This is a genomic window from Myxococcales bacterium (genome assembly GCA_016717005.1).
Lineage (GTDB): Bacteria > Myxococcota_A > Polyangia > Haliangiales > Haliangiaceae > UBA2376.
The window spans coordinates 1,039,445-1,065,179 of sequence record JADJUF010000001.1; the positions used below are offsets into that span (position 1 = coordinate 1,039,445).

Sequence of the window (25,735 nt, forward strand, 5' to 3'; positions counted from 1 at the left end):
TCAGGACCACGGCGAACCAGCCGAAAGAGCAGGCTCGCCCACATCGCCGCCGGCCTGCGACCGCCCTGGGACGGTCGCACCCGCGGTCGCATGCGACCGGCGTAACCCCGGCCGCGGCCGCGGCGTCCAAGCCTGCACGAATAAATTTCTCATTCAATATATTGCTGCATGTCGAACTATGCTTAGTGTCGAACCTACGACCATGGCCCCACGCGCGCCCCACAGCCCCGGCGCCGCGCTCCACGACCTGATGGTCCTGGTCAGCGCGGGCGACCACGGCCCCGACGGCAACCCGCTGGCCCTGATGCACGAGGCCGGCCTCAGCCTGCCCGAGGTGGTCGCGCTCAGCCGGCTGCGCCACGGCGACGCCTGCTCGATCGGCGAGCTGGCGGCGCTCCTGGGCCTGTCGATGTCCGCGACCAGCGCGCTGGTCCAGCGGCTGGTCACCGCCGAGCTGGCCCACCGCCGCGAGGACCCCAGCGACCGCCGCGCCAAGCAGGTGACGCTCAGCGCCCGCGGCCTGGCGGTGATCGGGCGCATCGCGGCGGCCCGGGCCGAGTCGATGACCCGCGGGCTGGCGCGGCTGCCCCGGGCGCTGCGGGCCGAGCTGCTCGACGTCGTCGCGCGATCGACCGCGGCGCTGCGCGTCGACGCGGTGGGCGCGTGAGGGCCCTCGCCGCGCTGGCCCTCGTGGCCGCGACCGCCGGGCCGGCGCGGGCCGAGCGCCTGGCCGAGCTGCTGGCCGCGGGGCGGCGCCACGGGCGCGAGCTGGCCGAGGCCGAGGCGACGGCCGCGGTGGCCGACGCCGCGACCGAGCTGGCGCGGGCACCGCTGTGGCCGACGCTGACGGTCGGCCTCGGGTACACCCGCAACCAGCACGCCTCGATCGTGCCGCTGGGCGCCGAGCCGCTGACGATCGTGCCGCTCGACCAGCTCGACGCCACCGCGACCTTGACCGTGCCGCTGTTCGATCTGGCCGCGCGCCGCCGCGCGACCGCGGCGGCGGCCGACCACGCCGCGGCGGTGGCCGCGATCGCGGTGACCGCGCGCGACGGCGATCGCGCGATCGTCCGCGCGTACTTCGCGTGGGTCGGCGGCGCGGCGTCGGCCGCCGCCGCGGTGTCGGCGCGCGCCGCCGCGGTCGACAACCTCGCCCTGGTCGAGCGCCGCGCCGAGGCCCAGCTGGCGTCGCCGCTCGACGTGGCCCGGGCCCGGGCCGCGATCGCCGACGCCGACGCGACGATCGCCGCGGCCGAGCTGGTGGTCGCGCTGGCGCAGCGCGAGCTCGCCACCGCCACCGGCGTCACCGTCGACGCGGCCGCCCCGCCGCTGCCGGCCGCGGACGCGCCCGAGCGGCCGCTAGCGACCTGGCTCGGCGACGCGCCCACCCAGCCCGAGGTCCACGCGGCGGTCGCGCGCCACCGGGCCGCGCAGGCCCGCGTCGACGTGAGCCGCGCCGCGACCCTGCCGACCGTCGCGGCGACCGCCAGCGAGCGCTGGACCAACGCCGCCGGCTTCGGCGAGGCGCTGTCCGGCGCCGTCGGCGTCAGCCTGACCTGGCGCTACGGCCTGGCCACCCCGCGCCAGGTCGCGGTCGACCGCGCGGCGGTGCGGGTCGAGGCCGTGCGCGCGGCCCGGGCCGATCAGGCGGCGCGCGATCGCATCACCGACGCCTGGCACCAGGTGGCGGCGCGGCGCGCGACCGTGGTCGCCGCCGAGGCCGGCGTGGCGGCCGCGCGCCTCGGCGCCGCGACCGCGCGCGAGCGCTTCGCCGCCGGCACCTCGACCCAGCTCGACGTGACGCTGGCCCAGCGCGACGCCCTGGCCGCGGAGCTGGCGGTGGTGTCGGCGCGGGCCGAGCTCGCGGCCGATCGCGCGCTCCTGCGCCTGGCCGCCGGCCGCGAGGTCGGGCCGTGACCGTCGACGTCGCCGCGCGCGTGCGCGTCGCCCGGGGCGGGCGCCTGCGCCGGGCCCAGGCCACGATCGTCGTCGCGCTGCGCATGATGCTGCACGACAAGGCCAAGCTCATCGGCACGACCCTGGGCGTGGTGTTCGCGGTGGTGCTCGCCGCCCAGCAGCTGGGCGTGCTGTTCGGCCTGCTGCAGAAGAACACGATGTTCGTCGACAACGCCGGGGCCGACCTCTGGATCGTGCCGCCCAACACCACCCAGGCCGCGCCGGGGCAGCGGCTCTCGACCGCGCTGCTCGACCAGGCCCGCGCCACGCCCGGGGTCGCGATCGCCGCGCCGCTGGTGATGGTCGGCACCTCGATCACCAAGCCCGGCGGCGGCAGCGAGGCCACGACCCTGGTCGGGTACGACCTCGACGCCGGCCTCGGCGGCCCCTGGAACATCGTCGCCGGCGACGTCGCGGCGCTGCGCGGCCCCGACGCGCTGTTCTTCGAGGACGCCCAGCGCGAGAAGTTCGGCGGCCTCAACCTCGGCAGCGTGCGCGAGGTCGGCGGCCACAAGGTCCGCGCGGTCGGCTTCACCTGGGGGCTGCAGCCGTTCGGGCCGCCGTTCTCGTTCGCCGACATCGACCTGGTCCGCGATCTCGGCGACGTGCCCAGCGATCGCCTGTCGTTCGTGCTGGTGACGGTCGCGCCCGGCGCCGACCCGGCCGCGGTCGCCGCCGACCTGGCCGCGCGCTGCCCCGGCGCCGAGGTGATCGCCGCCGACGCGTTCCACCAGCGGATCGTCTCGACGCTGCTGCGCCAGCAGCTCGGCATCACGTTCGGCACGTCGACCGCGTTCGGCCTGGTGATCGGCTTCATCATCGTCGCGCTGTCGATGTTCTCGGCGGTGATCGACAACCTGCGCGAGTACGGCACGCTCAAGGCCATCGGCCTGACGTCGTGGGATCTGACCCGCATGCTGATCGTCCAGTCGATCGTCTACGCGCTGGTCGGCTCGCTGATCGGCCTGGGCCTGGTGGCGGCGATGTCGGCCGGCATCCGCTCGGCCAACCTCGTGGTCATCATCCCGCGCACGCTGGTGCTGGCCACGCCGATCATCATGACCGTGCTGTGCATGCTGGCGTCGGTGCTGGCGCTGCGCCGGGTCCGCAAGCTCGAGCCCGGGATGGTGTTCCGGTGAGCCTCGCCGTCGACGCCCGCGCGATCGGCAAGGTCTTCGGCGAGGGCGCGCTGGCGTTCCGCGCGCTCGATCAGGTCGACTTCCAGGTCTCGACCGGCGAGCTGGTCATGCTGGTCGGCCCGTCGGGCTCGGGCAAGACCACGCTCCTGTCGATCCTCGGGTGCGTGCTGTCGGCCAGCGAGGGCGAGCTGGCGCTGTTCGGCGAGCGCATCAGCGGACGCAAGGAGCGCGAGCTGCCGGTGCTGCGGCGGGCGCTGATCGGCTTCGTCTTCCAGGGCCACAACCTGATCGCCGCGCTGTCGGCGCTCGACAACGTCCGGCTGGTGCTCGAGACCCGCGGCGCCGCGGCCCGCGCCGCCCGCGACGAGGCCGTGCACCTGCTGACCGCGGTCGGCCTCGCCGACAAGCTCGCGCGCCGGCCGGCCGAGCTGTCGGGCGGCCAGCGCCAGCGGGTCGCGATCGCCCGGGCCCTGGCCGGCGGTCCGCCGCTGGTCCTGGCCGACGAGCCGACCGCGGCGCTCGACGCGCACGCCGGGCTCGAGGTCACCGAGCTGCTGCTGACGCTGTGCCGCGAGCGCGGCGCCACCGTCGTCGTCGTCACCCACGACAACCGCATCTTCCACCTCGCCGATCGCATCGTCCACATCGAGGACGGCCGGATCGTCGACGGTCGCCTCCCGGGAGCCGCCTCATGAGCCGCCTGCGCCGACGCTGGTACCTGCCGCTGGTCGCGGCGTTCTTCGGCCTGATGACGTGGAACGTCGGCAAGCTGCTCGGCCAGCCGCCGCCGACCCAGCCCAACGCCGCCGATCGCGCCAACGCCGCGCGGGTCGCGGCGCCGCCGCCCGGCCAGGTCGACGAGCGCGAGGCCCCGGGCCCGTCGGGCACCGTCGCCGGCAACGGCGTGGTCGAGCCGGCCCAGCCCGAGACCCGGGTCGGCGCGCCGATGCCCGGCCGGGTCACGCGGATCGCCGTCGCCGAGGGCGCCCAGGTCGAGGCCGGCGCGGCGCTGGTCGAGTTCGATCAGGCGGTCGAGCAGGCGGCGCTGGCCGCGGCTCAGGCCGAGGTCGACGGCGCCAGCGCCCAGCTCGCGCGCACCGTCCGCGGCAGCCGCGGCGAGGACGTCAAGGCCGCGCTGGCCGACGCCGACAGCGCCCGGGCCCGGGCCGAGCTGTCGCGCGGCGTGGCCGAGCGCCTGGCCCAGGCCGGCGCCGGCGGCGCCGCGACCGGCGACGAGGTCGACCGCGCCCGCCGCCAGGCCGAGATCGACGCCGCGTCGGCCCGCGCCGCCGAGGCCCGCCGCCTGGCGGTCGTCGCCGGCTCGCGACGCGAGGACGTGCAGGTCGCGCGCGCGCAGCTGGCCGCGGCCGAGGCCCGTCGCGCCCAGGCCGAGGCGACGCTCGCGCGCCTGACCGTGCGCGCGCCGATCGCCGGCGAGGTGTTGCAGGTCAAGTACCGCGCCGGCGAGTACTACCAGCCCGGCGCCGAGCCGCTGCTGGTCCTGGGCGACACCCGGTCCCTGCGCGTCCGCATGGACGTCGACGAGCGCGATCTGGCCAAGGTCGCCGTCGGCGACCAGGCCACGTTCCGGGTCATCGCCCTGCCCGGCCGCGACTTCACCGGCACCGTCGTCAAGCTCGGGCATCGGATGGGCCGCAAGAACGTGCGCACCGACGATCCGGCCGAGCGCAACGACACCAAGATCCTCGAGGTCGTGATCACCGTCGACGCCCCCGCCGGCCTCGTCGTCGGCCAGCGCGTGGTCTGCTACGTCGCCGGCGGCCGCTGACCCGCCGGCGCGCGCCCGCGGCGCTCAGCCCAGGAACGGGTAGCGGTAGTCGGTCGGCGGCGCGAACGTCTCCTTGATCGTCCGCGCGGCCACGAACCGCTGCAGGTTCATCGCCGAGCCGGCCTTGTCGTCGGTGCCCGAGGCGCGGGCGCCGCCGAACGGCTGCTGCCCGACCACCGCGCCGGTCGGCTTGTCGTTGAGGTAGAAGTTGCCGGCGGCGTTGCGCAGCCGCGCGGTGGCCTCGACCAGCGCCGTGCGCTCGCGCGCGAACACCGCGCCGGTCAGCGCGTACGGCGACGTCCGATCGACCAGGGTCAGGACCTCGTCCCAGGCGTGATCCGGGTAGACGTGCACGGTCACGATCGGCCCGAAGAACTCGTCCTGCATGTGCCGCACCATCGGGTCGTCGGTGGTGAGGATCGTCGGCCGCACGAACCAGCCGTCGCGATCGTCGCACTGGCCGCCGGCGACGACGCGCATGCCGGGCGTGCCGCGCGCCTCCTCGATCGCCGCGCGGTGGCGGTCGAACGCGGCCCGCTTGATCACCGCGCCCATGAAGTTGCCGAAGTCGCGCACGTCGCCCTGGGTCACGCCCTCGGTGTCGGCCACGAGCTGGTCGACCAGCGCCGCCCAGACGCTGGCGGGCACGTACGCGCGCGACGCCGCCGAGCACTTCTGGCCCTGGTACTCGAAGCCGCCGCGGATGATCGCGGTCGCGACCGCGGCCGGGTCGGCCGACGGGTGCGCGAGGATGAAGTCCTTGCCGCCGGTCTCGCCGACCAGGCGCGGGTAGCTCTTGTAGCGGTCGAGGTTGCCGGCGACCTGCTTCCACAGCGACCGGAAGATCTCGGTCGAGCCGGTGAAGTGGATCGCGCCGAGGTCCCGGTGCCCGACCGCGGCCGGGGCCAGCTCGTGGCCGAACCCCGGCACCAGGTTGATCACGCCCGGAGGCAGGCCGGCCTCCTCGAGCAGGAGCAGCGTGTGCCAGGCCGCGAGCATCTGGCTCTCGGACGGCTTCCACACCACGGTGTTGCCCATCAGCGCCGGCGCGCACGGCAGGTTGCCGGCGATCGCGGTGAAGTTGAACGGCGTCAGCGCGAAGGTGAAGCCCTCGAGCGGGCGCAGCTCGGTCTGGTTCCAGACCCCGGGCGACGACACCGGCTGCTCGGCGTAGAGCTTGCTCGCGAAGTGGACGTTCCAGCGCAGGAAGTCGATCAGCTCGCACGCCGCGTCGATCTCGGCCTGGTGGCAGGTCTTGCTCTGGCCGAGCATGGTCGCGGCGTTGATGCGCATGCGCCACGGCCCGGCCAGGAGCTCGGCCGCGCGCAGGAACACCGCGGCCCGGGCCTCCCACCGCATCGTCGCCCACTCGCGCCGGGCGTCGGCCGCCGCCGCGATCGCGCGCTCGACGTGGTCGCCGTCGCACGCGTGGAAGCGCGCGACCACGTGGCGGTGGGCGTGGGGCATGACCACGTCGACCAGGCGACCGGTGGTGACGCGCTCGCCGCCGATCACCGCTGGCACCTCCGGGCACTCGCCGGCGAGCTGGTCGAGCGCCGCGGTCAGGCGCGTCCGCTCGGGGCTGCCCGGCGCGTAGCCGAGCACGGGTTCGTTGCCGGGGTGCGGGACCGTGACCGTGCCGTCGTGCATGCCGTGGGCTTACCACAGCCGCGCCGGCGTCGGCCGCCGCTACTCCTTGTCGAGGTAGGTGTAGCCGATCATCCCCTGGCGGAACCGGTTGATCAGCAGGCGCGACTCCTCGATCGTCAGGAGCTTCTTGCGCAGCGCGACCTCGACGTTGGCGCGCAGCCGGCCCAGCAGGTCGCTGGCCGAGTAGTCGACGAAGCCCAGCACCTCGCTGACCGTGTCGCCGGCGACGACGTCCTTGACGTCGTAGTCGCCGTCGGGCAGCAGCTGGACGTGGACGGTGTTGGTGTCGCCGAACAGGTTGTGCAGGTCGCCGAGGATCTCCTGGTAGGCGCCGACCAGGAACATGCCCAGGTAGTAGTCCTGGCCGTCGTCCTTGGGGTGCAGCTCGAGCACGTGCTTGACGTCGCGCAGGTCGATGAACGAGTCGATCTTGCCGTCGGAGTCACACGTGATGTCGGCCAGGGTCGCGCGCCGGGTCGGCTCCTCGGCCAGCCGGTGGATCGGGCAGATCGGGAACAGCTGATCGACCGCCCACGCGTCGGGCAGCGACTGGAACATCGAGAAGTTGCAGAAGTACGTGTCCGACAGCGCCTTCTCGAGCCCCTCGAGCTCCTCGGGGATGTGGGGCTGGCCGCGGACCAGGCTGAGCACCTTCTCGCAGATCGCCCAGAACAAGTTCTCGCACGTCACCCGGTGCTCGAGCGACAGGTGGCCGAGGTTGAACAGCTGCAGCACCTGGTCCTTGTACTCGAGCGCGTCGTGGTAGCTCTCGAGCAGGTTCTTCTGCGACACCAGCTGGTAGGTGTCCCACAGGTTCTTGACCAGCGGCGCCGTCGGCTGCTTGATGTCCTTGGGCACGTCGGTGTCGAACTCGGTGACGCCGAGGACGTTGACCACCAGCACCGAGTGGTGGGCGGTGACCGCGCGGCCCGACTCCGAGACGACGTGCGGGTGCGGCACGTTGTCGGCGTCGCAGATCTCCTTGAGCGTGTAGACGATGTCGTTGGCGTACTCCTGCAGGGAGTAGTTCATCGACGACGCGAAGTTGGTCTGCGAGCCGTCGTAGTCGACGCCGAGGCCGCCGCCGACGTCGCAGTACGACAGGCCGGTGGCGCCGAGCTTGTACAGCTCGACGAACAGCCGGCCGGCCTCGCGCAGCGCGTTCTTGATGCTCTTGATCGCCGAGATCTGCGACCCCAGGTGGAAGTGCATCAGCTTGAGCGTGTCGATCTGGCCCCAGGCCTTGAGCTTGGCGACCGCGGTCACCATCTCGGACGCGGTCAGGCCGAACTTCGAGAAGTCGCCGCCCGACTGCTCCCAGCGGCCGGCCCCGCGCGACGACAGGCGCGCGCGCATGCCCAGGGTCGGCCGGATGCCGACCCGCTCGGACACCCGGTGGATCTGATCGATCTCCGACGGCTTCTCGATCACCAGCACGACCGTCCGGCCCAGCTTCGACGCCAGGAGCGCGGTCTCGATGTACTCCTCGTCCTTGTAGCCGTTGCAGATGATCAGCGCCTCGTCGTCCTGGTGGATCGCCATGACGGTCAGGAGCTCGGGCTTGCTGCCGGCCTCGAGGCCGTAGTGGAACGGCCGGCCGTACTCGATGATCTCCTCGACCACGGTCCGGTTCTGGTTGACCTTGATCGGGTAGACCCCGCGGTACTGGCCCTGGTAGCCGTACTCCTTGATCGCGCCGTTGAAGGCGCCACAGATCAGCTCGATCCGCGCCCGCAAGATGTCGGAGAAGCGCAGCAGGATCGGCAGCTGGATGCCGCGCCCGGTGAGCTCGTCGATGAGCTCGCGCATGTCCATCGTGCCGCCGGTGGGCCCGCGCGGCGTCACGATCAGGTTGCCCTGCTCGCTGATGTCGAAGTAGCCGCAGCCCCAGCGCTGGATGCCGTAGGTCTCCAGCGCCTCCGCGCGGTTCCAGCGGCGGAGAGGATCCTGAGCGAGCATCGCCTTGACGCGGGCCATGGGTCCATCTGTTACGGCCTTCCGCCCCCCTGCGCAATGGCGATGTGCAGGCGATCTCGGTGGCGTTCCGGTGACATCGGCCCGTGCGCCAGGGCCCGGTGGGCGCGCGGATGGTCGCGCGCGTGCGCCCGCCGGGCCGGTCGCGGGTAAGCTCGACGGGCATGACGATGAAGCGGTGGGCCGTGAAGCCCGGCGAGCTGCGGGCGCTGGCGCGGACGAGCCGGCTGGTCTGGGCCGCGCGCTGCGCGATGCGCACCGAGGAGTGGCGGCCGCCCGGCGTCGACGCGCTGTGGGACGACGGCCTGCGGCTGCTGGTCGAGGCCGCCGCCGCCGCGCCGGGGGCGATCGAGGTCGCGACGGTCGCGCGCGCGCTCGGCGACCGCGGCGCGCTCGCGTCCAATCGCCGGGACGGCACCGACGCCGAGGCCCTGGGACGGTGCATGAACTACGCGACCCTGACCGTGCGCTGCGCCCTCGAGGCGACCGCCCTGCCCGACGGGCCGGCCCTGGCCAAGGCGGTCATCGACGTCGCCAAGTACGCCGCGTCGATCCCGGCCCTGCTCGCCCACGCCGGCCTGACCCGGGCGCCGCCGGGCGCCGCCGCCGTCGACGTCGCCGCGGTCGCGGTCTGGGGCGCGATCCGCGCGGATCTGGCCCCGTGCGCGGCGACCGCGCCGGGCGTGTCGCTCGCCGACGTCCGCGCGCTGGCGCCGCTGTGGCCACCGGGCGCGCGCGCCTGGATCGCGCCCTGACCGGCCTCGACGAGGGGCGGGCTGCGGCCAGGCGACCGACTCCCCGCTACCGCGGCGGCGACCGCTCGACCGGCTCGGGGCCGACCTGCCCGAGGAGTCCGTGCGGCGGTCGACCTCGCGCCGAAGCGGCGTGTGATCCCGGCCGACCGGACCTCGCTCAGCGCGTGCCCGAGCGCGCCGACCGCCGCGATCCACAGGATCCCGGAACACGCGAGGCTCATCGGGCCGCCATCACCCGATCGCGCGCCCCGGCGCTTCGGCGGCGCCGAACCGCCGCCCAGCCTGCATAGTCGAGGCATGTCCCACTCGGCGGCGCTCGGCGTCTCCCTGGTCCTGCTGGTGGCGAACGCCTGGTTCGTCCTGTTCGAGTTCGCGCTCGTGCGCATGCGGGCCACGCGGCTCGAGGAGCTCGCCGAGCAGGGCGTCCGCAACGCGACCCACGCGCGGCGCATGCACGACCGGATGAACGACTACCTGGGCGCGTGCCAGGTCGGCATCACCACCGCGTCGCTGGCGATCGGCTGGCTGGCCGAGCCGGCGGTGTCGGCGCTGCTCGAGCCCGCGCTCGGCGCGAGCGCCCACGGCGTCGCGGTGGCGATCGCGTTCTTCCTCATCACCACCATCCACATCGTCGTCGGCGAGCAGGTCCCGAAGGCCGCCGCGATCCAGGTGCCCGAGCGCGCGCTCTTGTGGTCGGTGACGCCGATGCGCGTGTTCTTCGTCGTGTTCTTCTTGCCGCTCAAGGCGCTCAACGCGATCGTCAACCTGACCCTGCGGCTGATCGGCCTGTCGGTGCGACCGCACACGGAGCCGTCGATGTCGGTCGAGGAGATCCGGATCGTCGTCAACGACGCCTACCGTCACGGCGCGGTGTCGCTCGATCGCAGCCTCTTGCTCGAGAACGGCCTCGACTTCAGCGGCCTGGTCGCGGGCGAGGCCATGATCCCGCTCGCGCGGGCCGCCACGCTCGACCTCCAGCAGCCGATCCCGGAGCGGACGCGGGTGATCGCGAGCCGGCGCCTGTCGCGCTACCTGGTCACCGACGGCGGCCCCGACAACATCATCGGCTACGTCCACGTCAAGGACCTGTACGCGTCGAACGAGGTCGCCCTGACGCAGGTCCAGCGCCGGCTCTTGCGCCTGCGCGCGACCACGCCGCTCGACGCGGTGCTGCGCCACATGCAGCGCGACCGCACCCACATCGCGCTGGTCACCGGCGACGACGACCGGCCGATCGGGCTGATCACGCTCGAGGACGTGCTCGAGGAGCTGGTCGGCGAGATCCACGACGAGTTCGAGGAGATCCGGGTCTGGAACCTGGCCGACCACGTCGCGCCCCGCGCGGTCGACGTCGCGCTCGCGGTCGACAGCCGCGACGGCGCGATCCGGGCGCTGGTCGAGACGATCAGCCGCGCCGATCCGACGGTCCGCGTCGACGCGGCGGTCCAGGCCGTGCAGCGCCGCGAGGCCCAGGCCGCGACCTCGGTCGGCCAGGCCGTGGCGGTGCCGCACGCCCGGCTGCCTGGGCTCGCGCGCACCTACGTCGCGATCGCGCGCCTGCCCGAGCCGATCCCGTGGAGCCGCGCCGACGATCTGATCCGGTTCGTGTTCCTGATCCTGACACCGGCCGAGACGCCGCTCGAGCAGAACCGCGCGCTGATGCGCGTCGCGCAGCTGGTGCGCGACGAGCTCCTGTTCGCGCGGCTCGACGAGGCGCCGTCGCCCGAGGCCCTGCTCGAGGTGGTCCGGGCCGCCGACGTCGTGGCGTGAGCGCGCGCGGGCCTCGGCGACGCCGCCAGGACGTCAGCGGGTCGAGCTCGGTCCCGCTCAGCCGACGGTCATGCGGCCGCCGTCGCGCAGGGCCTGGGGCACCAGCGACGACGGCTCGGTGGTCGACACCAGCCACAGCTGGTGGGCGGCGCGGGTCACGCCGATGTGCAGCAGGTGCCGCGCCCAGTGGACGTCGGGGTAGCTCTGCGCGTTGACCTCGACCATGATGACGTAGTCGAACTCGAGGCCCTTGACCTGGGTGACGTCGGTGATGTCGACGCCGGGCTGGAAGCTGAACTCGTCGCGCTTGACCCGGCGCAGCGCCGGGATCTCGGCGCGGGCCAGGCCGGCGTGGTAGGCGTCGGCCTGCTCGGGGTGACGCGAGATCACGCAGCAGCTCGCGGTCGGCTCGCGCGCCATCAGGTTGCGCAGCGCGTCCGACAGGAACGCGACCGCCTCGCCGATGTCGCCGAACTCGTGCAGCTCGACCGGCTCGCCCGGGCGGGCCGCGAGCGGCTCGTCGGGCGCCAGCTCGGGCCCGAGCACCTCGCGCGCCAGCAGCATGACCTCGGCGGTCGACCGGTACGACAGCTTGAGCGGCCGCACGATCGCCGGCTGCCCGGTCTGGAGCAGCAGGTCGGCCCAGCCGCTGAAGTTGTTGTCGAACACCAGCCGCTGGGCGGTGTCGCCGGCGATCGTGACCGAGCGGTGGTCGGCGCGGCCGTCGGGCGCGTGGACCGCCTCGACCAGCACCTTGATCTCGATCGCGCTGCGGTCCTGGGCCTCGTCGACCGCGACGTGGCTGTACGACAGCTCGTCGCCGTCGGGCGTGAACAGGCCGCCGCGCTTGAGCTGGATCAGGCGCAGGAACAGCGGATCGTCCTCGTCGTCGACCCGGCCGGCCGGATCGTCGTCGTCGACGCCCAGGGTCGAGCCGTCGGCCGCGACCACCGCGACGCCGTCGTCGTCGACCACCGGCTTGGCCGGGGCCGCGATCTGGCGCTTGACCCAGGCCACGACCCGGTCGAGATCGCGCTGGCTGACGTCGGGGACGCCGGCGAACCCGGCGGCGAGCGCGACCGGATCGGTCAGGAGCTCGGCCCAGTCGGTGACGACGTCGTCGGCGCGCTTGCGCCAGCGCTTGAGCATGCCCTCGAGCGCGATCCGCACCGACGGGTCGAGGTGATCGGACTTGCGGACCCAGGTCAGCATCCCCCACAGCCGCGGCACCAGCGCCCGCTTGCCCAGGCGCGCCCACTCCGACAGCACGACGTCGGTGACGCCCGCGACCGCGGCGATGTCGACGGTGATCGTCGCGGTCTGCTGCGCCACCAGGTCGGCCAGCACGCTCAGGAACCGCGGGTGCTTCTTGACCCGCGACACGGTCTCGGGCGGATCGTCGTTGTACTTGATGGGCGTGTCGGGCAAGAGCTTCATGCGCGTCGTGCGCGCCCAGCCGGTGTAGGTCACGACCGGCACGTTGCCGACGCCGAGCGCCGGCAGGACGCCGGCGACGTAGCGGACCAGCGCCGATGACGGCACCACGAACAGCATCGCGTTGGCGCGGAACCGCCGGCTGTCGGCGAAGTTCAGGTACGCGACCCGGTGGAGCGCCACGGTGGTCTTGCCCGACCCGGCGCCGCCCTGGATGACGACGATGCCGCTCTCGGGGTGCGAGATCAGCTCGAACTGCTCCTTGTCGATGAGCGCCGCGATCTCGGGCAGGCCCTTGTCGGCGCGGATCTGCTGGCCGTGGTGGACGCCGAGCTTGCCCTTCTGGCCGCCGGTGGCGACCACCGGCCGCGCGGCCTTGCCCATGCCGCCGTGCAGCACCGGCTGCATCGTGCCGACCGCCTGCTGCCAGGTGCCCCGGGCGTCCTTGATGTACGTGCCCTGGGGCGCGCCGATCCGGCGCAGCGCGCCCTTGTTGATCGACACGTTGCGCCGGGCCTCGACCACGCCGTCGAGGGACCTGCCCGCGAACTCCTCCTCGTAGTCGTCGCCCTCCTCGTACCGGTAGTAGATGCGGCTGACCGGCGCGTTGCGCCAGTCGACGATCTGCACGTTCGAGGTGCGGTCGATGAAGCCGCGCTTGCCGATCATGACGTCGCGGTGCTTGCCGTGCTCGCGCAGGCGGATGTGCGCGAAGTACGGCGACTGCAGGTCGATCGGCAGGGTCCGCGACCCGCCCAGGCGCCCGCGCAGGGCCGCGAGCCGGGTCATCTGCTCGATCAGCGGCGGCAGATCCTCGGACCGGGCCTCGGAGATCTGGTCGCGGAGGGACACGAGGTCGGCGTCGACGTCGTCGGTCGTGGCGCGAGGACCTTCGTCATCGTCCCCGAGCGCAGCGCGGGCCTGGACCTGACCGAGGAGGTGTTCCTCCTCGGCGACGATGGCAGCGGCCGGGCTGCCGGGGGTGACGGCATTCGACATGGGGACCGGGACTCATATCAGAACCCCACGCACGCGCAAGACCGGAAGACCGCGGTCGTGTCCGCGGGGGCCCGGGCCGAGGCGGGGCTCCGCGAGGTCGCCGTCGACGACGACGCGGCTCCGCGAGGTCGCCGGTGACGACGACGCGGCTCCGCGAGGTCGCCGTTGACGACGACCGGGCCGAGCGGGGCTGCTCGAGGTCCGGTGACGACGACCGGGCCGAGCGCGGGGCTGCTCGAGGTCCGGTGACGACGACCGGGCCGAGCGCGGGGCTACTCGAGGTCGCCGTTGACGACGACGTAGCTGGTGGCGGTGCCGACGTTGAGGCTCGACACGCGCAGACCGCCCGGCAGCGCCGGCAGCGGCACCGCCGCCAGCAGCGGGGTGAACGTGCCCATCATGTGCTCGATCATCGCCGGCATCAGGCGCTCGAGGGCCTGGCCCGGGATGCCCGAGACGTCGGCGAGGACGTCGGCGTGGATCGTCGGCGGCGCGATCGTCAAGGTCGCGACGTTGGTGGCGCCGCTGGCGTGCGGCGCGACCTTGACCTCCATGTCGACGTTCATCGCCAGGGTCGTGATCTCGTTGCCCTGGTCGGTCAGGTGGACGATCAGGTCGGGCATCGTGATCCGCAGCGCGCCCTCGGCGCCGGCGGTCAACGTCGGCGGCAAGAGCGCCTCGAGCCGGACCGCGTCGTAGTTGCCGAGGTCCTGAGCCAGGGTCAGGTCGAGGCCGCCCGCGCTCCAGAACGCCGCGAGCAGCTCGTTGAGCGCGTCGTCGGCGACCGCGAGCTGGAACCCGGCGGCGCCGCGCTGGGGCGGCGCCTGGTCGTCGGTGTACAGGAACCCGTGGCTGGCGCCGGCGACGGTGAACGTGCTGTCGAGCACCATCTCGGCGCCGGCGCTGTCGAAGGCGATGCCAGCGGCGGCGACCTCGACGGTCACGCGCTCGCCGAGCACCGGCAGGGTCTGCGGCCCGACCTCGATGCCGGCCACGGTCTGCTCGACCATCGGGCCGATGAACTTCTCCATCGAGCTGGCCAGGACCTTGCCGATCTCGTTGTTGAGGTCGAGCAAGGACAGCACCGCGCCGGGGACGCCCGAGGCCGACAGGTCGAAGCCGGTGAAGGTGACCGTCGACGACGGCAGCGTGACCGCGAACCGGCCGGCGGCGACGTCGACCGCGATCGTGCCGCGGATGCGGGCGGTGGTCGCCCGGATCGTGATGTCGGTGTCGGCGTCGATGCAGGCGGCGGCGTAGCGGGCGTGCAGCGGGATGTAGAGCTGGTGCAGGGTCACGTCGAGCGCCAGGCCGGCGTCGCTGGGGACCAGCGCGATGTCGGCGTGGTCGAGGTCGAGGCCGGGGCGGACCGAGACCTTGCCGTACAGGCAGTCCTCCTGGCCGTTGGTCAGGCCCTTGGCGACGACCGGGTTGTACGGCATCACGAGCGCGCCGAGGTCGGTCGTCGCGACCAGCGCCTCGGCGGTGTCGCCGAGCACGGTGAAGGCCTCGCGCGACAGCTGCATCGCGATGGCGTTGTCGACCTGCGCGCCGGCGGGGCGGAACGCGCCGGTCAGGACGCCGCGGACGTCGTCGGCGTGGCCGCCGTCGGCCGAGGTCGCGGACGTCGCGATCAGGTTGGCGCCGGGGTGGACCGCGACCGTGGCGGTGAACGAGCCGTCGGCGCTGATCTCGGCCGGCGTGCCGTTGACGGTCACCTCGGTGACGTCGGCGCCGGTGACGCTGGGCCCGACGGTGCCGAGCACCACGACCGAGGTGAGGCCGTCGCGCATCGTGCCGCGGGCCGGCGACGTCACCGTCAAGGCCGGAGGCTCGGGGCGGGATCCGACCTCGGTGCCCGTGCAGGCCATGGCGGGGACGAGCGACGCGAGGACGACCAGGCGGCTGCGCATGGGTCCCCTTCACAGCAAGAAGGGCGCCACCTGCCTACATGCTCCCCGCCCTCGCAACCGCCCAGGATTCCGTCTACCGCGGCGCGTCAGAGGTGGTGACTCGGGTGGTCCCTGGGGGTCTGGTCGACGGCAACCCTGCTGGCCACGCGCCGCGTCACGGGATCGGTCGGCTCACAGGAACGACTTCATGTAGTCGGGGTCCTCGACCGCCCGGGCGGCGGCGGTCGCGGCCAGGGGCTTGAACGTGTCGACCATGACCGCGAGCTCATCGGTGCGGGTGGCGCCGATCGACCTCTCGTAGCTGCCCGGGTGGGGCCCGTGGGGGATCCCGGCCGGGTGGTGCGAGATGCTGCCGGGGCCGACCCCGCGGCGCGAGGTGAAGTTGCCGTCGCAGTAGAAGATCAGCTCATCGCACGACGGCGAGCTGTGCGGGTACGGGCACGGGATCGCGTCGGGGTGGAAGTCGACCAGCCGCGGCACGAACGAGCACACGAGCGCGCCCTTGGCGCCGAAGGTGCCGTGCCAGGTCGGCGGCAGGTGCACCGACGACACCCGCGGCTGGAACGCGCGGATCGGGAACACCCACGGGTAGACCGAGCCGTCCCAGCCGACGACGTCGAGCGGCGACGCGTCGACCTCGAAGCCGTGCCAGCGCCCGCCGCGCTTGACCACGAGCTGCCGGATGCCCTCGTCGCGCGGGCCCGCGAACACCGGCCGCTGGAAGTCGCGGTGACAGTAGGGCGCGTCCATGCGCAGCTGGCCGACGCCGTTGCGCCACTGCTTGAGCAGGTGCAGATCGTCGAGCTCGAACCACAGCCAGTGCTGGGGCGCGGCCGTCGGCACCAGCCGGTGCTGGAGCGCGCGCGGGACGCAGACGTAGTCGCCCGCGGTGAACGTGAGATCGCCGAGCGCGGTGACCAGGGTCCCGCCGCCGGCGTGGACGTAGATCAGCGTGTCGCCGTCGGCGTTGGCGACGTAGACCGGGTCGGGCGCGTCGGGGAACGCGACCCCGCACACCAGGTCGGGGTTGTGCAGCACCGGCACGAACGCGTCGATCGGCGCGCCGCCGACCCGGGCGACGCCACCGCTGCGGTAGTGGTGCTTGGCCAGGGCCCGGCCGTCGTCGAGGGTCGGCGCGGTCCAGCCGTGGCTGACCACCGCCGGCTGCTGCAGGTGCGGCCGCCGCAGGTGGTAGAGGATGGTGAACGGCCCGTCGAAGCCGTCGCGGGTGAAGCACTCCTCGTAGCGGAGCGCGCCGTCGGCGCCGCGCAGCGCGATGTGGTGCTTGGCCGGGACCTCGCCGGCGACGATGCGGTCGAGCATGGCGCGCACGATGGCACGTCCGCGGGCACGCCGAAAAGCGAGAAGGCGGGGTATCAGCCCGCCATCTCTCCGACGCTTCGCATTTTCGTTCGCAGTGACTTCGCAGTTACCGTAGTGACTTCGCAGTTACCGTAGTGACTTCGCAGTTACCGTTCGACCGAGTGCGTGCGTGACTTGCCAGGGGGCACTTCCGACTCTCGGTGTTGCCACCGATCGACGCGTGCTGGGACACGACCCAGTTACGTGGTCCCGACCGAGGTCTTGGGACGCTTGGGCTTCACGCCTGGAAACCGAGCCTGGCGCGTGTGTAACGAGTTGGCTTCGTCGCAGAACCTCCGGGTAAGGGTGGCGTCTCTGCTGATGCTCCGTGCCTCGTCTCTGGATCAGAGGATAAGCCCGTCGATCGTCGCTGGCAACTGGAAACTTTGTCGCATGCGCGCGGTGACCGTCGACGCGGTCGGTCATCTCCCGACGACGACGCGGTGCGCCGCGCCGCGCGCATCAATGATCGCGCGCGCATCGCGTCTGTCATCGGCGGAATCACGCGGCGCCATCGACGAGCCGATCGGCGATCGCCGCGAGATCGATCAGCGCGTGCACGTCGTGGTCGCCCTCCGGGATCACCACGGTCGGGACGCCCGCCGGCATCGCGGCGGCCAGGCGCGCTGCGGCCGCGTCCTCGGCGGCGACCGCGGCCAGCGCGTCACGCCAGGCCTCGCCCAACCAGGCCCGCGCCGAGGCGGGGGTCGAGGCCAGCGCGTCGCCGATGTCGACGGCCGGCGGCCGCGGCTGGACCCGGTTGAGGACGACCGCCGCCAGCGGCGCGCCCAGCGCGCTCATCCGCGCGGCCAGCAGGTTGGTCTCGGCCAGGACCTGATCGCGCGGGCCGGCGACCAGCACGAACGCGGCGCCGGGATCGTGCAGCAGCGCTTGCGCCTGGGCCGCGCGCGCGGCCGCGGCGTCGACGAGCGCGTCGAGGGCCACGAAGAACGCGGTCGCGTCGTGCAGCGTGCGCGCGCCGGTCGCGCCCTCGAGCCGCCGGGCCACGAACCGCGCCAGCGCGCCCGCGGCGCTGACCGGCCGCGCCAGCGCGGCGACCACCCCGCGCTCGAACAGCGGCGCCAGCCGATCGGGCGCGCCGAGGAAGTCGAGCGCGTGCGCCGCGGGCGGCGTGTCGAGCACGACCAGATCGTAGCGCCCCGACTCGGTCAGCCGACACATCTCCTCGATCGCCATGTACTCGGTCGAGCCGGCGAACGAGGTCGACAGCGCCTGGTACAGCGGGTTGGCCAGGAGCGCCGTCGCCACCGCCGCGGTCGGCGCGTGCCGGCGCACGAACGCGTCCCAGGCCTGCCGCTGATCGAGCATGCCGGCGTCGAGCGTCCCGCTGAGGGTCAGGCCGGCCTCGTCGAGCGCGGCGGTCGGGACCGGCTCGCCGCCGGCGGCGAGCGTGGCCAGCCCGAGCGCGCGGGCCAGGGCCTGCGCGGGATCGATCGTCAGCACCATGACGCGGCGACCGCGGCGGGCCGCGGCCAGACCGACCGCCGCGGCGATCGTGGTCTTGCCGACGCCGCCGGTCCCGACCGTGACGATCAGCCGCCGTCGATCGATCACCTCGGCGATCACGACGCCGCCTCCGCCGCCGGCGCGATCAGCCGCCGATCGATCACCCCGGCGATCATGGCGCCGCCTCCGCCGCCGGCGCGATCAGCCGCCGTCGCTCGATCACCTCGGCGATCACGACGCCGCCTCCGCCACCAGCGGCGCCAGCGCCTGGGCCAGCGCCGCGCCCTCGGCGAACCACCGCTGCGGCAGCCGGGTCACGTCGACGCCCGCGGTCGTGACCAGCGCGGCGACGCCGCGCTCCTGCACCGCCGCCCACGACCGCGCGCGCCGACCGACCCGCGCCAGCGCCTGGGCGCCGTCGTCGGGGCGCGCCGCGAGCGCCGCGAGCGCCGCGTCGACGTCGGGCGGCGGCGGCGGGCGACACTGGTTCACGAGCACGGCGCCGAGCGGCAGCCCCAGCGCGCGCAGCCGCGCGATCACCTGGGCGGCCTCGGCCAGCGGCAGCGCCTCGGGCGTCGCGACGACGTGGACCGCGGTGCGCGGGTCCCGCAGCAGCGCCGCGTTGACCTCGGCCTCGCGGTGGACCCGGCCGCCGGCGAACGCGCGCTCGGCCGCGGCCGGCATGCGCAGGTGCTCGAGCGCGTGGCCCGACGCGCCGGCGTCGACGACGACGGCGTCCCAGCGCGGCCCGTCGCCGAGCCGCTGCAGCACCAGCTCGTCGCGGATCTTGCCCATCGCGAGCAGCTCGCGCACGCCCGGCGCGGCCGCGACGAACGCGCGGTACAGCGGGTGCGCCAGCACCGCGCGCCCGAGCCGGCCCAGGTGCATGCGCCGGGTCAGATACTCGGCCAGCGCCGCGGCGCCGTCGATGTACGTCACCGCCAGGCCCGGCGTGGCCAGCACCGGCGCGATCGCGCCGGGCGCCATCGGCCGGGTCGCGAGCACGCGGCACAGCCCGCCGGCCTCGCCCAGCTCGATCGCCAGCACGCGCCGCCCGCGCGCGGCCAGGCCCATCGCCAGCGCCGCCGCGATGGTCGACTTGCCCACCCCGCCCTTGCCGGTGACGAAGTGGAGGCTGCGGGTGATCATCGCGTCGGCACCGTAGTCACTGGCACGGGCGGTGCAAATCGACGTGGCGTCATGTCACAGCGCGCGATCCGAGCGTGGCGATGCGCAGCGCCCGCGGCAGCGGTGCGCACGCGCGCAAGCGGTTCGTGTGCGGAGGCGCGCACGTGAGCGCCCCGGTGCCGGTCCCGACCCTGCGGGCGCGCGGTCGTCGCGGGGACTACGACGCCATCGTGGTCGGCAGCGGCGTCGGCGGCTCGGTCACCGCCGGGCTCCTGGCCCACGGCGGCGCCCGCGTGCTGGTGCTCGAGAAGAACCCGGTGCTGGGCGGCATCCTGGCGTCGTACCGGCGCGCCGGCTGGAAGATCGACACCGGCAGCCACCTGATCTCGCGCGGCGACCGCGGCGCGCTGGCGCGGGCGCTGCGGCAGGCCGGGCTCGATCGGCCGCGCTTCCTGACCCACCCGATCCCGGTGCGGTCGCGCGGCATGTTCGAGATCACCGCCCCAGCGCACCGCCGCGGCCTGCTCGGCGTCGCGCTCGAGGCCGCGCGCGCGCTGCGGCTGCCGTGGCGCGATCGCGCGCGCCTGGCGCGGATGCTCGGCCAGGTGTTCACGCTCACCGAGTTCGAGCTGCGGCGCTGGGATCGCCGCACGCTCGATGAGTTCGTGCGCTCGCACACCGAGCACCCGGCGGCATACTTCCTGTTCAGCTTCCTCGCCAGCATCTTCTTCGTGCTGCCGCCGTGGCAGGTGTCCGCGGGCGAGGCCATCCGGTGCCTGCGCTGGGTGCTGGCCGCGTACCGGCTGTCCTACGTCGAGGGCGGCATGGACAGCCTCAGCCACGCGCTGCTCGGTCGGGTCGAGCCGGCCGGCGGCGACGTCGTCGTCGACGCCGAGGTCACGGCGATCCGACGCGCGGGCGCTCGCCTGACGGTCGCGACCGCCGACGGCGCCGAGTACACCGCGCCGGCGGTGGCGTGCAACCTGGCCCCGGCCGACGCGCTGGCGCTGGTCGAGGACGCCGAGGTGCCGCCGGCGTACCGCGCCCGCGTCGACGCGCTGGTGCCGTCGGGCAACGCCCACCAGCTCAAGCTCGGCCTGCGGCGGCCGCTGGTCACCGAGGGTTGCCTGATCGGCGGCGTCTCGCTCGACGGCCTGACGCTGGGCGACCTCACGATCGACCTGATGCGCCGCACCGTCGACTGCATCGACGCCGGCCGGGTGTCGGATCCGCTGGCGATCTACGCGCCGGTGCCGACCAACTACGATCCGTCGCTGGCGCCCGACGGCGGCCAGCTGATCGTCGCGAGCATCTACGGCCCGGTGCGCGCCGACCCGGCCGATCCGCCCGAGCGCTGGCGGGCGCGGGCGATGGCGGCGATGGCGCAGATCATCCCGGGCCTCGAGGACGAGCTGGTGTTCGCCGAGTGGACGCCGATCCCTGCGGTGGCGGCGTGGATGGGCAAGGCCAACCGCGGCGCGATCTGCACCGGCCAGGTGCCGGGTCAGGTCGGGCGCGATCGCCTGCCGGTGACCACGCCGGTGCCGGGGCTGTACCTGTGCGGCGACGGCGCCGGCGGGCGCGGCGTCGGCACCGAGCTGGCGGCGGCGTCCGCGATGGAGACGGTGGCGGCGATCGGCCGCGCGCGGGGGGCCGCGTGAGCGACCTCACCGGCCTCGGCGTGTGGCTCGCCGTGCTGGCGATCGGCGTGGGCGCGCTCGTGGCCGCGCGCGCGCTCGGCCTGGCCGCGACCCACGCGCGCGATCTGCTGCACGTCGGCGCCGGCGCGTGGGCGCTGGGCTGGCCGGCGTGGCACGGCGCGGCGACGCCGATCGCGCTGGCGCTGACCGTGACGCTGGCGCTGGCGCTGGTGCCGACCGTGGCGCGGGCCTGGACGCCCGCGGCGCGGCTCGAGCGCACGGTCACCGGCGGCGACGAGCGCTGGACCGGCCTGGTGCACTACGCGCTCGCGGCGACGGTGCTGACCGTGGTCGCCTGCGCCGGCCACGGCTTCGCGGCCGCGGTCGGGCTGTGGGCGCTCGCGCTCGGCGACGGCCCTGGCGGCGCGATCGGCCGACGCTTTGGCCGGCACCGCTTCCAGCTGCCCTGGGGCAAGCGCAAGTCGCTCGAGGGCGCGGCCGTGGTCGCGCTGGGCGCCGCGGTCGCGACCGTCGCCGCCGGCGCGTGGTTCGATCATCCGGTGCCGCTCGCGCTGCCGCTCGCGGTCGGCGCGATCGCCGCGGCGGTCGAGGCCGCCGCGCCGCGCGGCACCGACAACCTGCTGGTCCCGGCCGCGGCCTGGCTCGCGGCGGAGCTCTGCACCTGACGGAGGCACCATGACCACCACCACCCTGCCCGCTCCTCGCACGCTGCCCGACGCGCCCCGGGCCGCGCCGGCGTCGCGCTCGATCGCCGCCGGCGTGTGGCGCGTCGCCGATCCCAAGATCACGCTGGCGTCGGTGGCGGCGATGATCGTCGGCGCGACCGCGGCCGCGCACGCCGGGCCCCTGGCCTGGGGCTGGCTCGCGCTGACCGTGCTCGGCGTCTTCGCGGTCGAGGCGGCCAAGAACGCCTCGGGCGAGATCTTCGACTGGGACTCGGGCGCCGACGCCGGCGTCGCCGACGACGAGCGCTCGCCGTTCTCGGGCGGCAAGCGGGTCCTGGTCGACGGGCTCATGACCCGGGCCCAGACCGCGGTCGTCGCCGGCGGGTTCTACGCGGTCGCGGTCGTCGCCGGCCTGGCGATCGCCCTGTGGCGCGAGCCCGCGGTGCTGTGGCTCGGCATGCTCGGCGTCGCGCTGGCGTTCTTCTATCACGCGCCGCCGCTGCGGCTGGCGTACCGCGGCCTCGGCGAGCTGGCGGTCGCCATCAGCTACGGGCCGGTGATCGCCGCGGGCACGTACCTTGTTCAGCGCCACGCGATCGGCGCCGAGGTGCTGTGGGCGTCGGTGCCGCTGGGCCTCGCGGTCGGGGCGTTCCTGTGGATCAACGAGTTCCCCGACGCGCGCGCCGACGCCGCGGCCGGCAAGCGCACGCTGGTGGTGCGGCTCGGGCGGCCGCGGGCCGCGCGCGCGTTCGCCGCGCTGATCGCGGGCGCGTACGTCGCGGTCGCGCTCTTGCCGCTGGTCGGCCTGCCGTGGCCGGTGCTCGGCGGGCTCATCGGGCTGCCGCTGGCGGTGCGCGCGGCGCGCCGGCTCGCGCGCTTTCCCGAGACCCCCGCCGAGCAGATCCCGGCGCAGGCCGCGACGCTCGGCTCGTTCGTGCTCATGGCGGTCGGCCTCGGGGCCGGCTTCGTCGTCGCCACGCTCCTGTGACGCTGGAGGTACCCATGTCTGCCACCCTGACCGATCGCGTCGCCGTCTACCTCGACGGCCACACCACGCTCAACCTCGCCACCGCCGGCCCCGCCGGCCTGTGGGCGGCCGCGGTGCTGTACGTCCACGACGGCCCGCGCCTGTACTTCACGTCGGTCGCGGCCACGCGCCACGGCCAGAACCTGGTCGCCACCGGCGCCGCCGCCGGGACGATCAACGACGACTGCACGTCGTGGCTGGCGATGAAGGGCATCCAGCTCGAGGGCACGGTCGAGCCGGTCGAAGACGTCGACGAGCGCGCCCGGGTCGCCGCCGCGTACCTGAAGCGGTTCCCGTTCGCCGCGGCGCTGTGGCACGGCGAGACCGACCCCGCGCGCATCGCCGCCGACCCCGGCACCCACGGCTTCTTCGCCCTGACGCCCACGCGCATGTACTTCATGGACAACGAGCACCACCCCGAGGGCCGCGAGGAGCTGCTGATGGCGCGGTGAGCGGGCGCCGCGCCGCAGAGCTCAGCCGCCGAGCCGGCTGCGCACCGCCGCTGTCAGGGCGGCCCCCGCGGCGTCATCGAGCGCTCCGGCCCCGCGCCAGACCACGAGGCCGGTGCCGTCGACCAGGAGCGCGTACACCTGATCCTCGCTGGGCAGCGCCAGCGCCTGGTTGAAGCTGTCCTTGTCGAGGTAGAGCGTCAAGGTCCGCGCCCGGGCCTGGGGATCGGGGATGCCGCGGCGCATGCCGCCGTCGATGAAGCTGGCCGCGGCGCCCCACGCGGCCGACAGGGTCGGCAGCTCGTAGACCCGGAAGCCCGGGTGCGCGCGCTCGAGCGGCAGCGCCAGGGTCAGCCACGGATCGAGATCCGCCTGCTGCTCGCGCTGGTAGGCGATCAAGAACAGCTTGAGCTCGCCCGGCAGGCCGTGGGGCAAGCGCTGGGTCGCGCCGTTCAGATCGCGCGTGACCAGCTCCGGGAACGTCACGCGCGCGGCCGTCGGGACCGGGGCCACCGGCGGCGCCGCCGCGGCGACGTCCTCGGACGCCGGCGCCGGGCGCGCGGACGCGGCCTCGGTGGCGGGGCCGGCGGCGCAGCCGCCCAGGCACACCATGATCGCACCGAGCCAGGCCCACGAGGTCGAAGATGGACGCATCGGAGCCTGAGACGCCCGGCGCCCCCGCGGGGTTATCGTGAAACGACCGCGCCCCCGGTCGCGCGGGCCGGCACGCCCGCGCGTCAGCCGATCGCCGCGGTCGGCCGGGCCACGCGCCCGGGCCGGGCCGCGGTCACGACGCCGTCGCTGGCGATGACCTCGCCGCGCACCAAGGTCGTGCGGAAGCCGGTCGCGCGCTGCAGGAAGCGGCGCCCACCGGCCGGCAGATCGTGGAGCAACTCGGGCCGGTGCAGGGTCAGCGCCGCGAGGTCGATGACGTTGACGTCGGCGCGGCGGCCGGGCGCGAGCACGCCGCGGTCGCCGAGCCCGAGCCACGCCGCCGGCTCGCCGCTGAGCTTGTGGATCGCGTGCTCGATCGTCAGCGCGCCCTTGGTCCGGACCCAGTGGGTCAGCAGGAACGTCGAGAAGCTGACGTCGCAGATCGTGCCGACGTGGGCGCCGCCGTCGCCGAGCCCGAGGATCGCGTGCGGGTGGCGCAGCATCTCGCCGACCTCCGCCAACGTGCCCGAGGCGTAGTTGTAGATCGGGAAGTACAGGAGCTGGTGGCCGTCGTCCTCGAGCAGCGCGTCGTAGGCGACCTCGAGCGAGGTCTTCTTGGCGCGCATGGCCTCGCCGAACAGCGACGACGCCCGGGCCGGCTCGTAGTCGGGCGCGGCCTCGAGCCGGAACAGGCTCATCGCCACCATGTCGAAGGCCTCGAGCAGCTTGTCGACCAGCGGCGGCACCGCGCTGCCGTCGCCCGCGACCTTGTCGGACTTCTCGGCGAGGATGCGGGCCCGCACCTCGGGCTTGCGCAGCTCGGCGACGCGCTCGGCCAGCGGCAGGTGCGCGACGGCCTTGTACGACGGGAACCCGATGAACGGGTGGAACGTGGCCTCGAGCCCGAGGATCACGCCGATGCCGCGGGTCGCGACCTGGGCGCGGATCGACGTGCCGGCGGCGTTGGCGCGCTCGATGCGCTTGAGGATCTGGCGCCACTGCTCGGTCCCGCCGACCCGCTGGAGCAGCGAGATCGACAGCGGCCGGCCCGACACCTTGGCCATGTCCTCGAGCAGATCGAACTCGGGATCGAAGCGCTCCGGCGAGACGAACATGTCGAAGTCGCTGACCGCCTGGAGCACGCCCCGATCGAGCCCGACCAGGCCGCGGGCGATGACCTCGAGCTCGCGGGCGCTGGCGTCGGCGCCCGGGGTCGGGCGGCCGTCCTTGCCGCGGTGGTTGTCGGTGCGGCCGGTCGAGAAGCCGATCGCGCCGGCGCCGATGGCCTCGCGCACGATCGTCGCCATCCGCGCCATCTCCTCGTCGGTCGCGATCTCACCGGCCAGGCCGCGCTCGCCCATCGCGAACACCCGCACCGCGTCGTGCGGGACGTGGAACGCCAGGTCGATCGTGTGGCGCCGACGATCGAGCACGTCCATGTACTCGGGGAAGGTCTCCCAGCCCCAGGTCAGGCCCTCGGCCAGCGCGGTGCCGGGGATGTCCTCGACGCCCTCCATCAGCGCGATCAGCCGATCGCGATCGGCGGTGCGGCACGGCGCGAAGCCGACGCCGCAGCTGCCCATCGCCACGGTCGTGGCGCCGTGGATCGACGACGGCGTCATCTCCTCGTCCCAGCTGGCCTGGCCGTCGTAGTGCGAGTGGACGTCGACGAACCCGGGCGTGACCAGCGCGCCGTCGGCGTCGAGCGTGGCGCGGGCCGCGCCCAGGTCGGCGCCGATCGCCACCACCAGGCCTCCTGAGATGGCGACGTCGGCGGTGCGGCCGGGCGCGCCCGAGCCATCGATCACGGTGCCGCCGCGGATGATCAGATCGTGCATCGGGCCATCCTACCGAATCCGGGGGCCGGCCACGACCGGCGCGGCGCCGGGACGCGCCCCGGCGGCGGACGCGCGCGCCCAGCCCGCTGAACCCGCGCCAGCAGG

At 74.2% G+C, this 25,735-nt stretch carries 20 protein-coding genes; 11 read left to right on the top strand and 9 right to left on the bottom strand.

Annotated features, from left to right (window positions below; genetic code table 11):
* Positions 1-202: 202 nt before the first annotated feature.
* From IPL61_04400 to IPL61_04420, 5 genes are read left to right on the top strand one after another with little or no spacing between them, the layout of a single operon-like run.
* Positions 203-667: a MarR family transcriptional regulator gene (locus IPL61_04400; GenBank protein MBK9030572.1), complete on the top strand. Its 465-nt coding sequence runs from the start codon at positions 203-205 to the stop codon at positions 665-667.
* Positions 664-1,917 carry a TolC family protein gene (locus IPL61_04405; protein ID MBK9030573.1) on the top strand — a complete coding sequence of 418 codons (1,254 nt, stop codon included), beginning with the start codon at positions 664-666 and terminating at the stop codon, positions 1,915-1,917. The genes IPL61_04400 and IPL61_04405 overlap by 4 nt, the downstream gene beginning before the upstream one ends.
* Positions 1,914-3,095 carry an FtsX-like permease family protein gene (locus IPL61_04410; GenBank protein MBK9030574.1) on the top strand — a complete coding sequence of 394 codons (1,182 nt, stop codon included), beginning with the start codon at positions 1,914-1,916 and terminating at the stop codon, positions 3,093-3,095. The genes IPL61_04405 and IPL61_04410 overlap by 4 nt, the downstream gene beginning before the upstream one ends.
* Positions 3,092-3,790, top strand: coding sequence for an ABC transporter ATP-binding protein (locus tag IPL61_04415; GenBank protein ID MBK9030575.1), 699 nt, complete (start codon positions 3,092-3,094; stop codon positions 3,788-3,790). Before IPL61_04410 ends, IPL61_04415 begins: the two co-directional genes overlap by 4 nt.
* Positions 3,787-4,884, top strand: a complete 1,098-nt coding sequence (locus IPL61_04420) for an efflux RND transporter periplasmic adaptor subunit (GenBank protein ID MBK9030576.1) — start codon at positions 3,787-3,789, stop codon at positions 4,882-4,884. The genes IPL61_04415 and IPL61_04420 overlap by 4 nt, the downstream gene beginning before the upstream one ends.
* A 24-nt stretch (positions 4,885-4,908) precedes the next feature.
* On the opposite strand, the gene pruA is transcribed toward IPL61_04420, so the two are convergent.
* Both pruA and speA read right to left on the bottom strand, forming a co-directional pair.
* Entirely contained in the window at positions 4,909-6,534 is a 1,626-nt protein-coding gene (gene pruA, locus IPL61_04425) for an L-glutamate gamma-semialdehyde dehydrogenase (GenBank protein MBK9030577.1), read from the bottom strand.
* 39 nt (positions 6,535-6,573) lie between these two features.
* On the bottom strand, positions 6,574-8,493 hold the full coding sequence (speA, locus tag IPL61_04430; GenBank protein ID MBK9030578.1) for a biosynthetic arginine decarboxylase: 1,920 nt from the start codon (positions 8,491-8,493) through the stop codon (positions 6,574-6,576).
* 179 nt (positions 8,494-8,672) lie between these two features.
* Here speA and IPL61_04435 point away from each other — a divergent pair, with 179 nt between their 5' ends.
* A complete protein-coding gene (locus IPL61_04435; protein ID MBK9030579.1) occupies positions 8,673-9,263 on the top strand; it encodes a hypothetical protein in 591 nt (196 codons plus the stop codon).
* Positions 9,264-9,560: 297 nt separating this feature from the next.
* Positions 9,561-11,033, top strand: a complete 1,473-nt coding sequence (locus IPL61_04440; protein ID MBK9030580.1) for a DUF21 domain-containing protein — start codon at positions 9,561-9,563, stop codon at positions 11,031-11,033.
* A 57-nt stretch (positions 11,034-11,090) separates the two neighbouring features.
* Here the strand turns inward: IPL61_04440 and IPL61_04445 are convergent, their stop codons facing one another.
* From IPL61_04445 to IPL61_04465, 5 genes are all read right to left on the bottom strand, one after another.
* A complete protein-coding gene (locus IPL61_04445; protein ID MBK9030581.1) occupies positions 11,091-13,466 on the bottom strand; it encodes an ATP-binding domain-containing protein in 2,376 nt (791 codons plus the stop codon).
* A gap of 272 nt (positions 13,467-13,738) precedes the next feature.
* A complete protein-coding gene (locus IPL61_04450) occupies positions 13,739-15,379 on the bottom strand; it encodes a hypothetical protein (GenBank protein MBK9030582.1) in 1,641 nt (546 codons plus the stop codon).
* A 171-nt stretch (positions 15,380-15,550) separates the two neighbouring features.
* On the bottom strand, positions 15,551-16,702 hold the full coding sequence (locus IPL61_04455) for a homogentisate 1,2-dioxygenase (protein ID MBK9030583.1): 1,152 nt from the start codon (positions 16,700-16,702) through the stop codon (positions 15,551-15,553).
* 540 nt (positions 16,703-17,242) lie between these two features.
* Entirely contained in the window at positions 17,243-18,328 is a 1,086-nt protein-coding gene (locus IPL61_04460) for an ArsA family ATPase (GenBank protein ID MBK9030584.1), read from the bottom strand.
* A 111-nt stretch (positions 18,329-18,439) separates the two neighbouring features.
* Entirely contained in the window at positions 18,440-19,357 is a 918-nt protein-coding gene (locus IPL61_04465) for a P-loop NTPase (GenBank protein ID MBK9030585.1), read from the bottom strand.
* 74 nt (positions 19,358-19,431) lie between these two features.
* On the opposite strand from IPL61_04465, the gene IPL61_04470 reads away from it, so the two are divergent.
* The 4 genes from IPL61_04470 to IPL61_04485 are packed head-to-tail and all read left to right on the top strand — an operon-like array spanning position 19,432 to position 23,141.
* Entirely contained in the window at positions 19,432-20,997 is a 1,566-nt protein-coding gene (locus IPL61_04470) for an NAD(P)/FAD-dependent oxidoreductase (GenBank protein MBK9030586.1), read from the top strand.
* Positions 20,994-21,662 (top strand): hypothetical protein, encoded by a 669-nt coding sequence (locus IPL61_04475; protein MBK9030587.1) that lies wholly within the window; start codon positions 20,994-20,996, stop codon positions 21,660-21,662. Before IPL61_04470 ends, IPL61_04475 begins: the two co-directional genes overlap by 4 nt.
* 10 nt (positions 21,663-21,672) lie before the next feature.
* Positions 21,673-22,650, top strand: coding sequence for a prenyltransferase (locus tag IPL61_04480; GenBank protein MBK9030588.1), 978 nt, complete (start codon positions 21,673-21,675; stop codon positions 22,648-22,650).
* Positions 22,651-22,664: 14 nt separating this feature from the next.
* On the top strand, positions 22,665-23,141 hold the full coding sequence (locus IPL61_04485; protein ID MBK9030589.1) for a pyridoxamine 5'-phosphate oxidase family protein: 477 nt from the start codon (positions 22,665-22,667) through the stop codon (positions 23,139-23,141).
* Between the two features lie 21 nt (positions 23,142-23,162).
* Here the strand turns inward: IPL61_04485 and IPL61_04490 are convergent, their stop codons facing one another.
* Positions 23,163-23,792 carry a hypothetical protein gene (locus IPL61_04490; protein ID MBK9030590.1) on the bottom strand — a complete coding sequence of 210 codons (630 nt, stop codon included), beginning with the start codon at positions 23,790-23,792 and terminating at the stop codon, positions 23,163-23,165.
* Between the two features lie 83 nt (positions 23,793-23,875).
* On the bottom strand, positions 23,876-25,630 hold the full coding sequence (locus IPL61_04495; GenBank protein ID MBK9030591.1) for an amidohydrolase family protein: 1,755 nt from the start codon (positions 25,628-25,630) through the stop codon (positions 23,876-23,878).
* Positions 25,631-25,735: the final 105 nt, after the last annotated feature.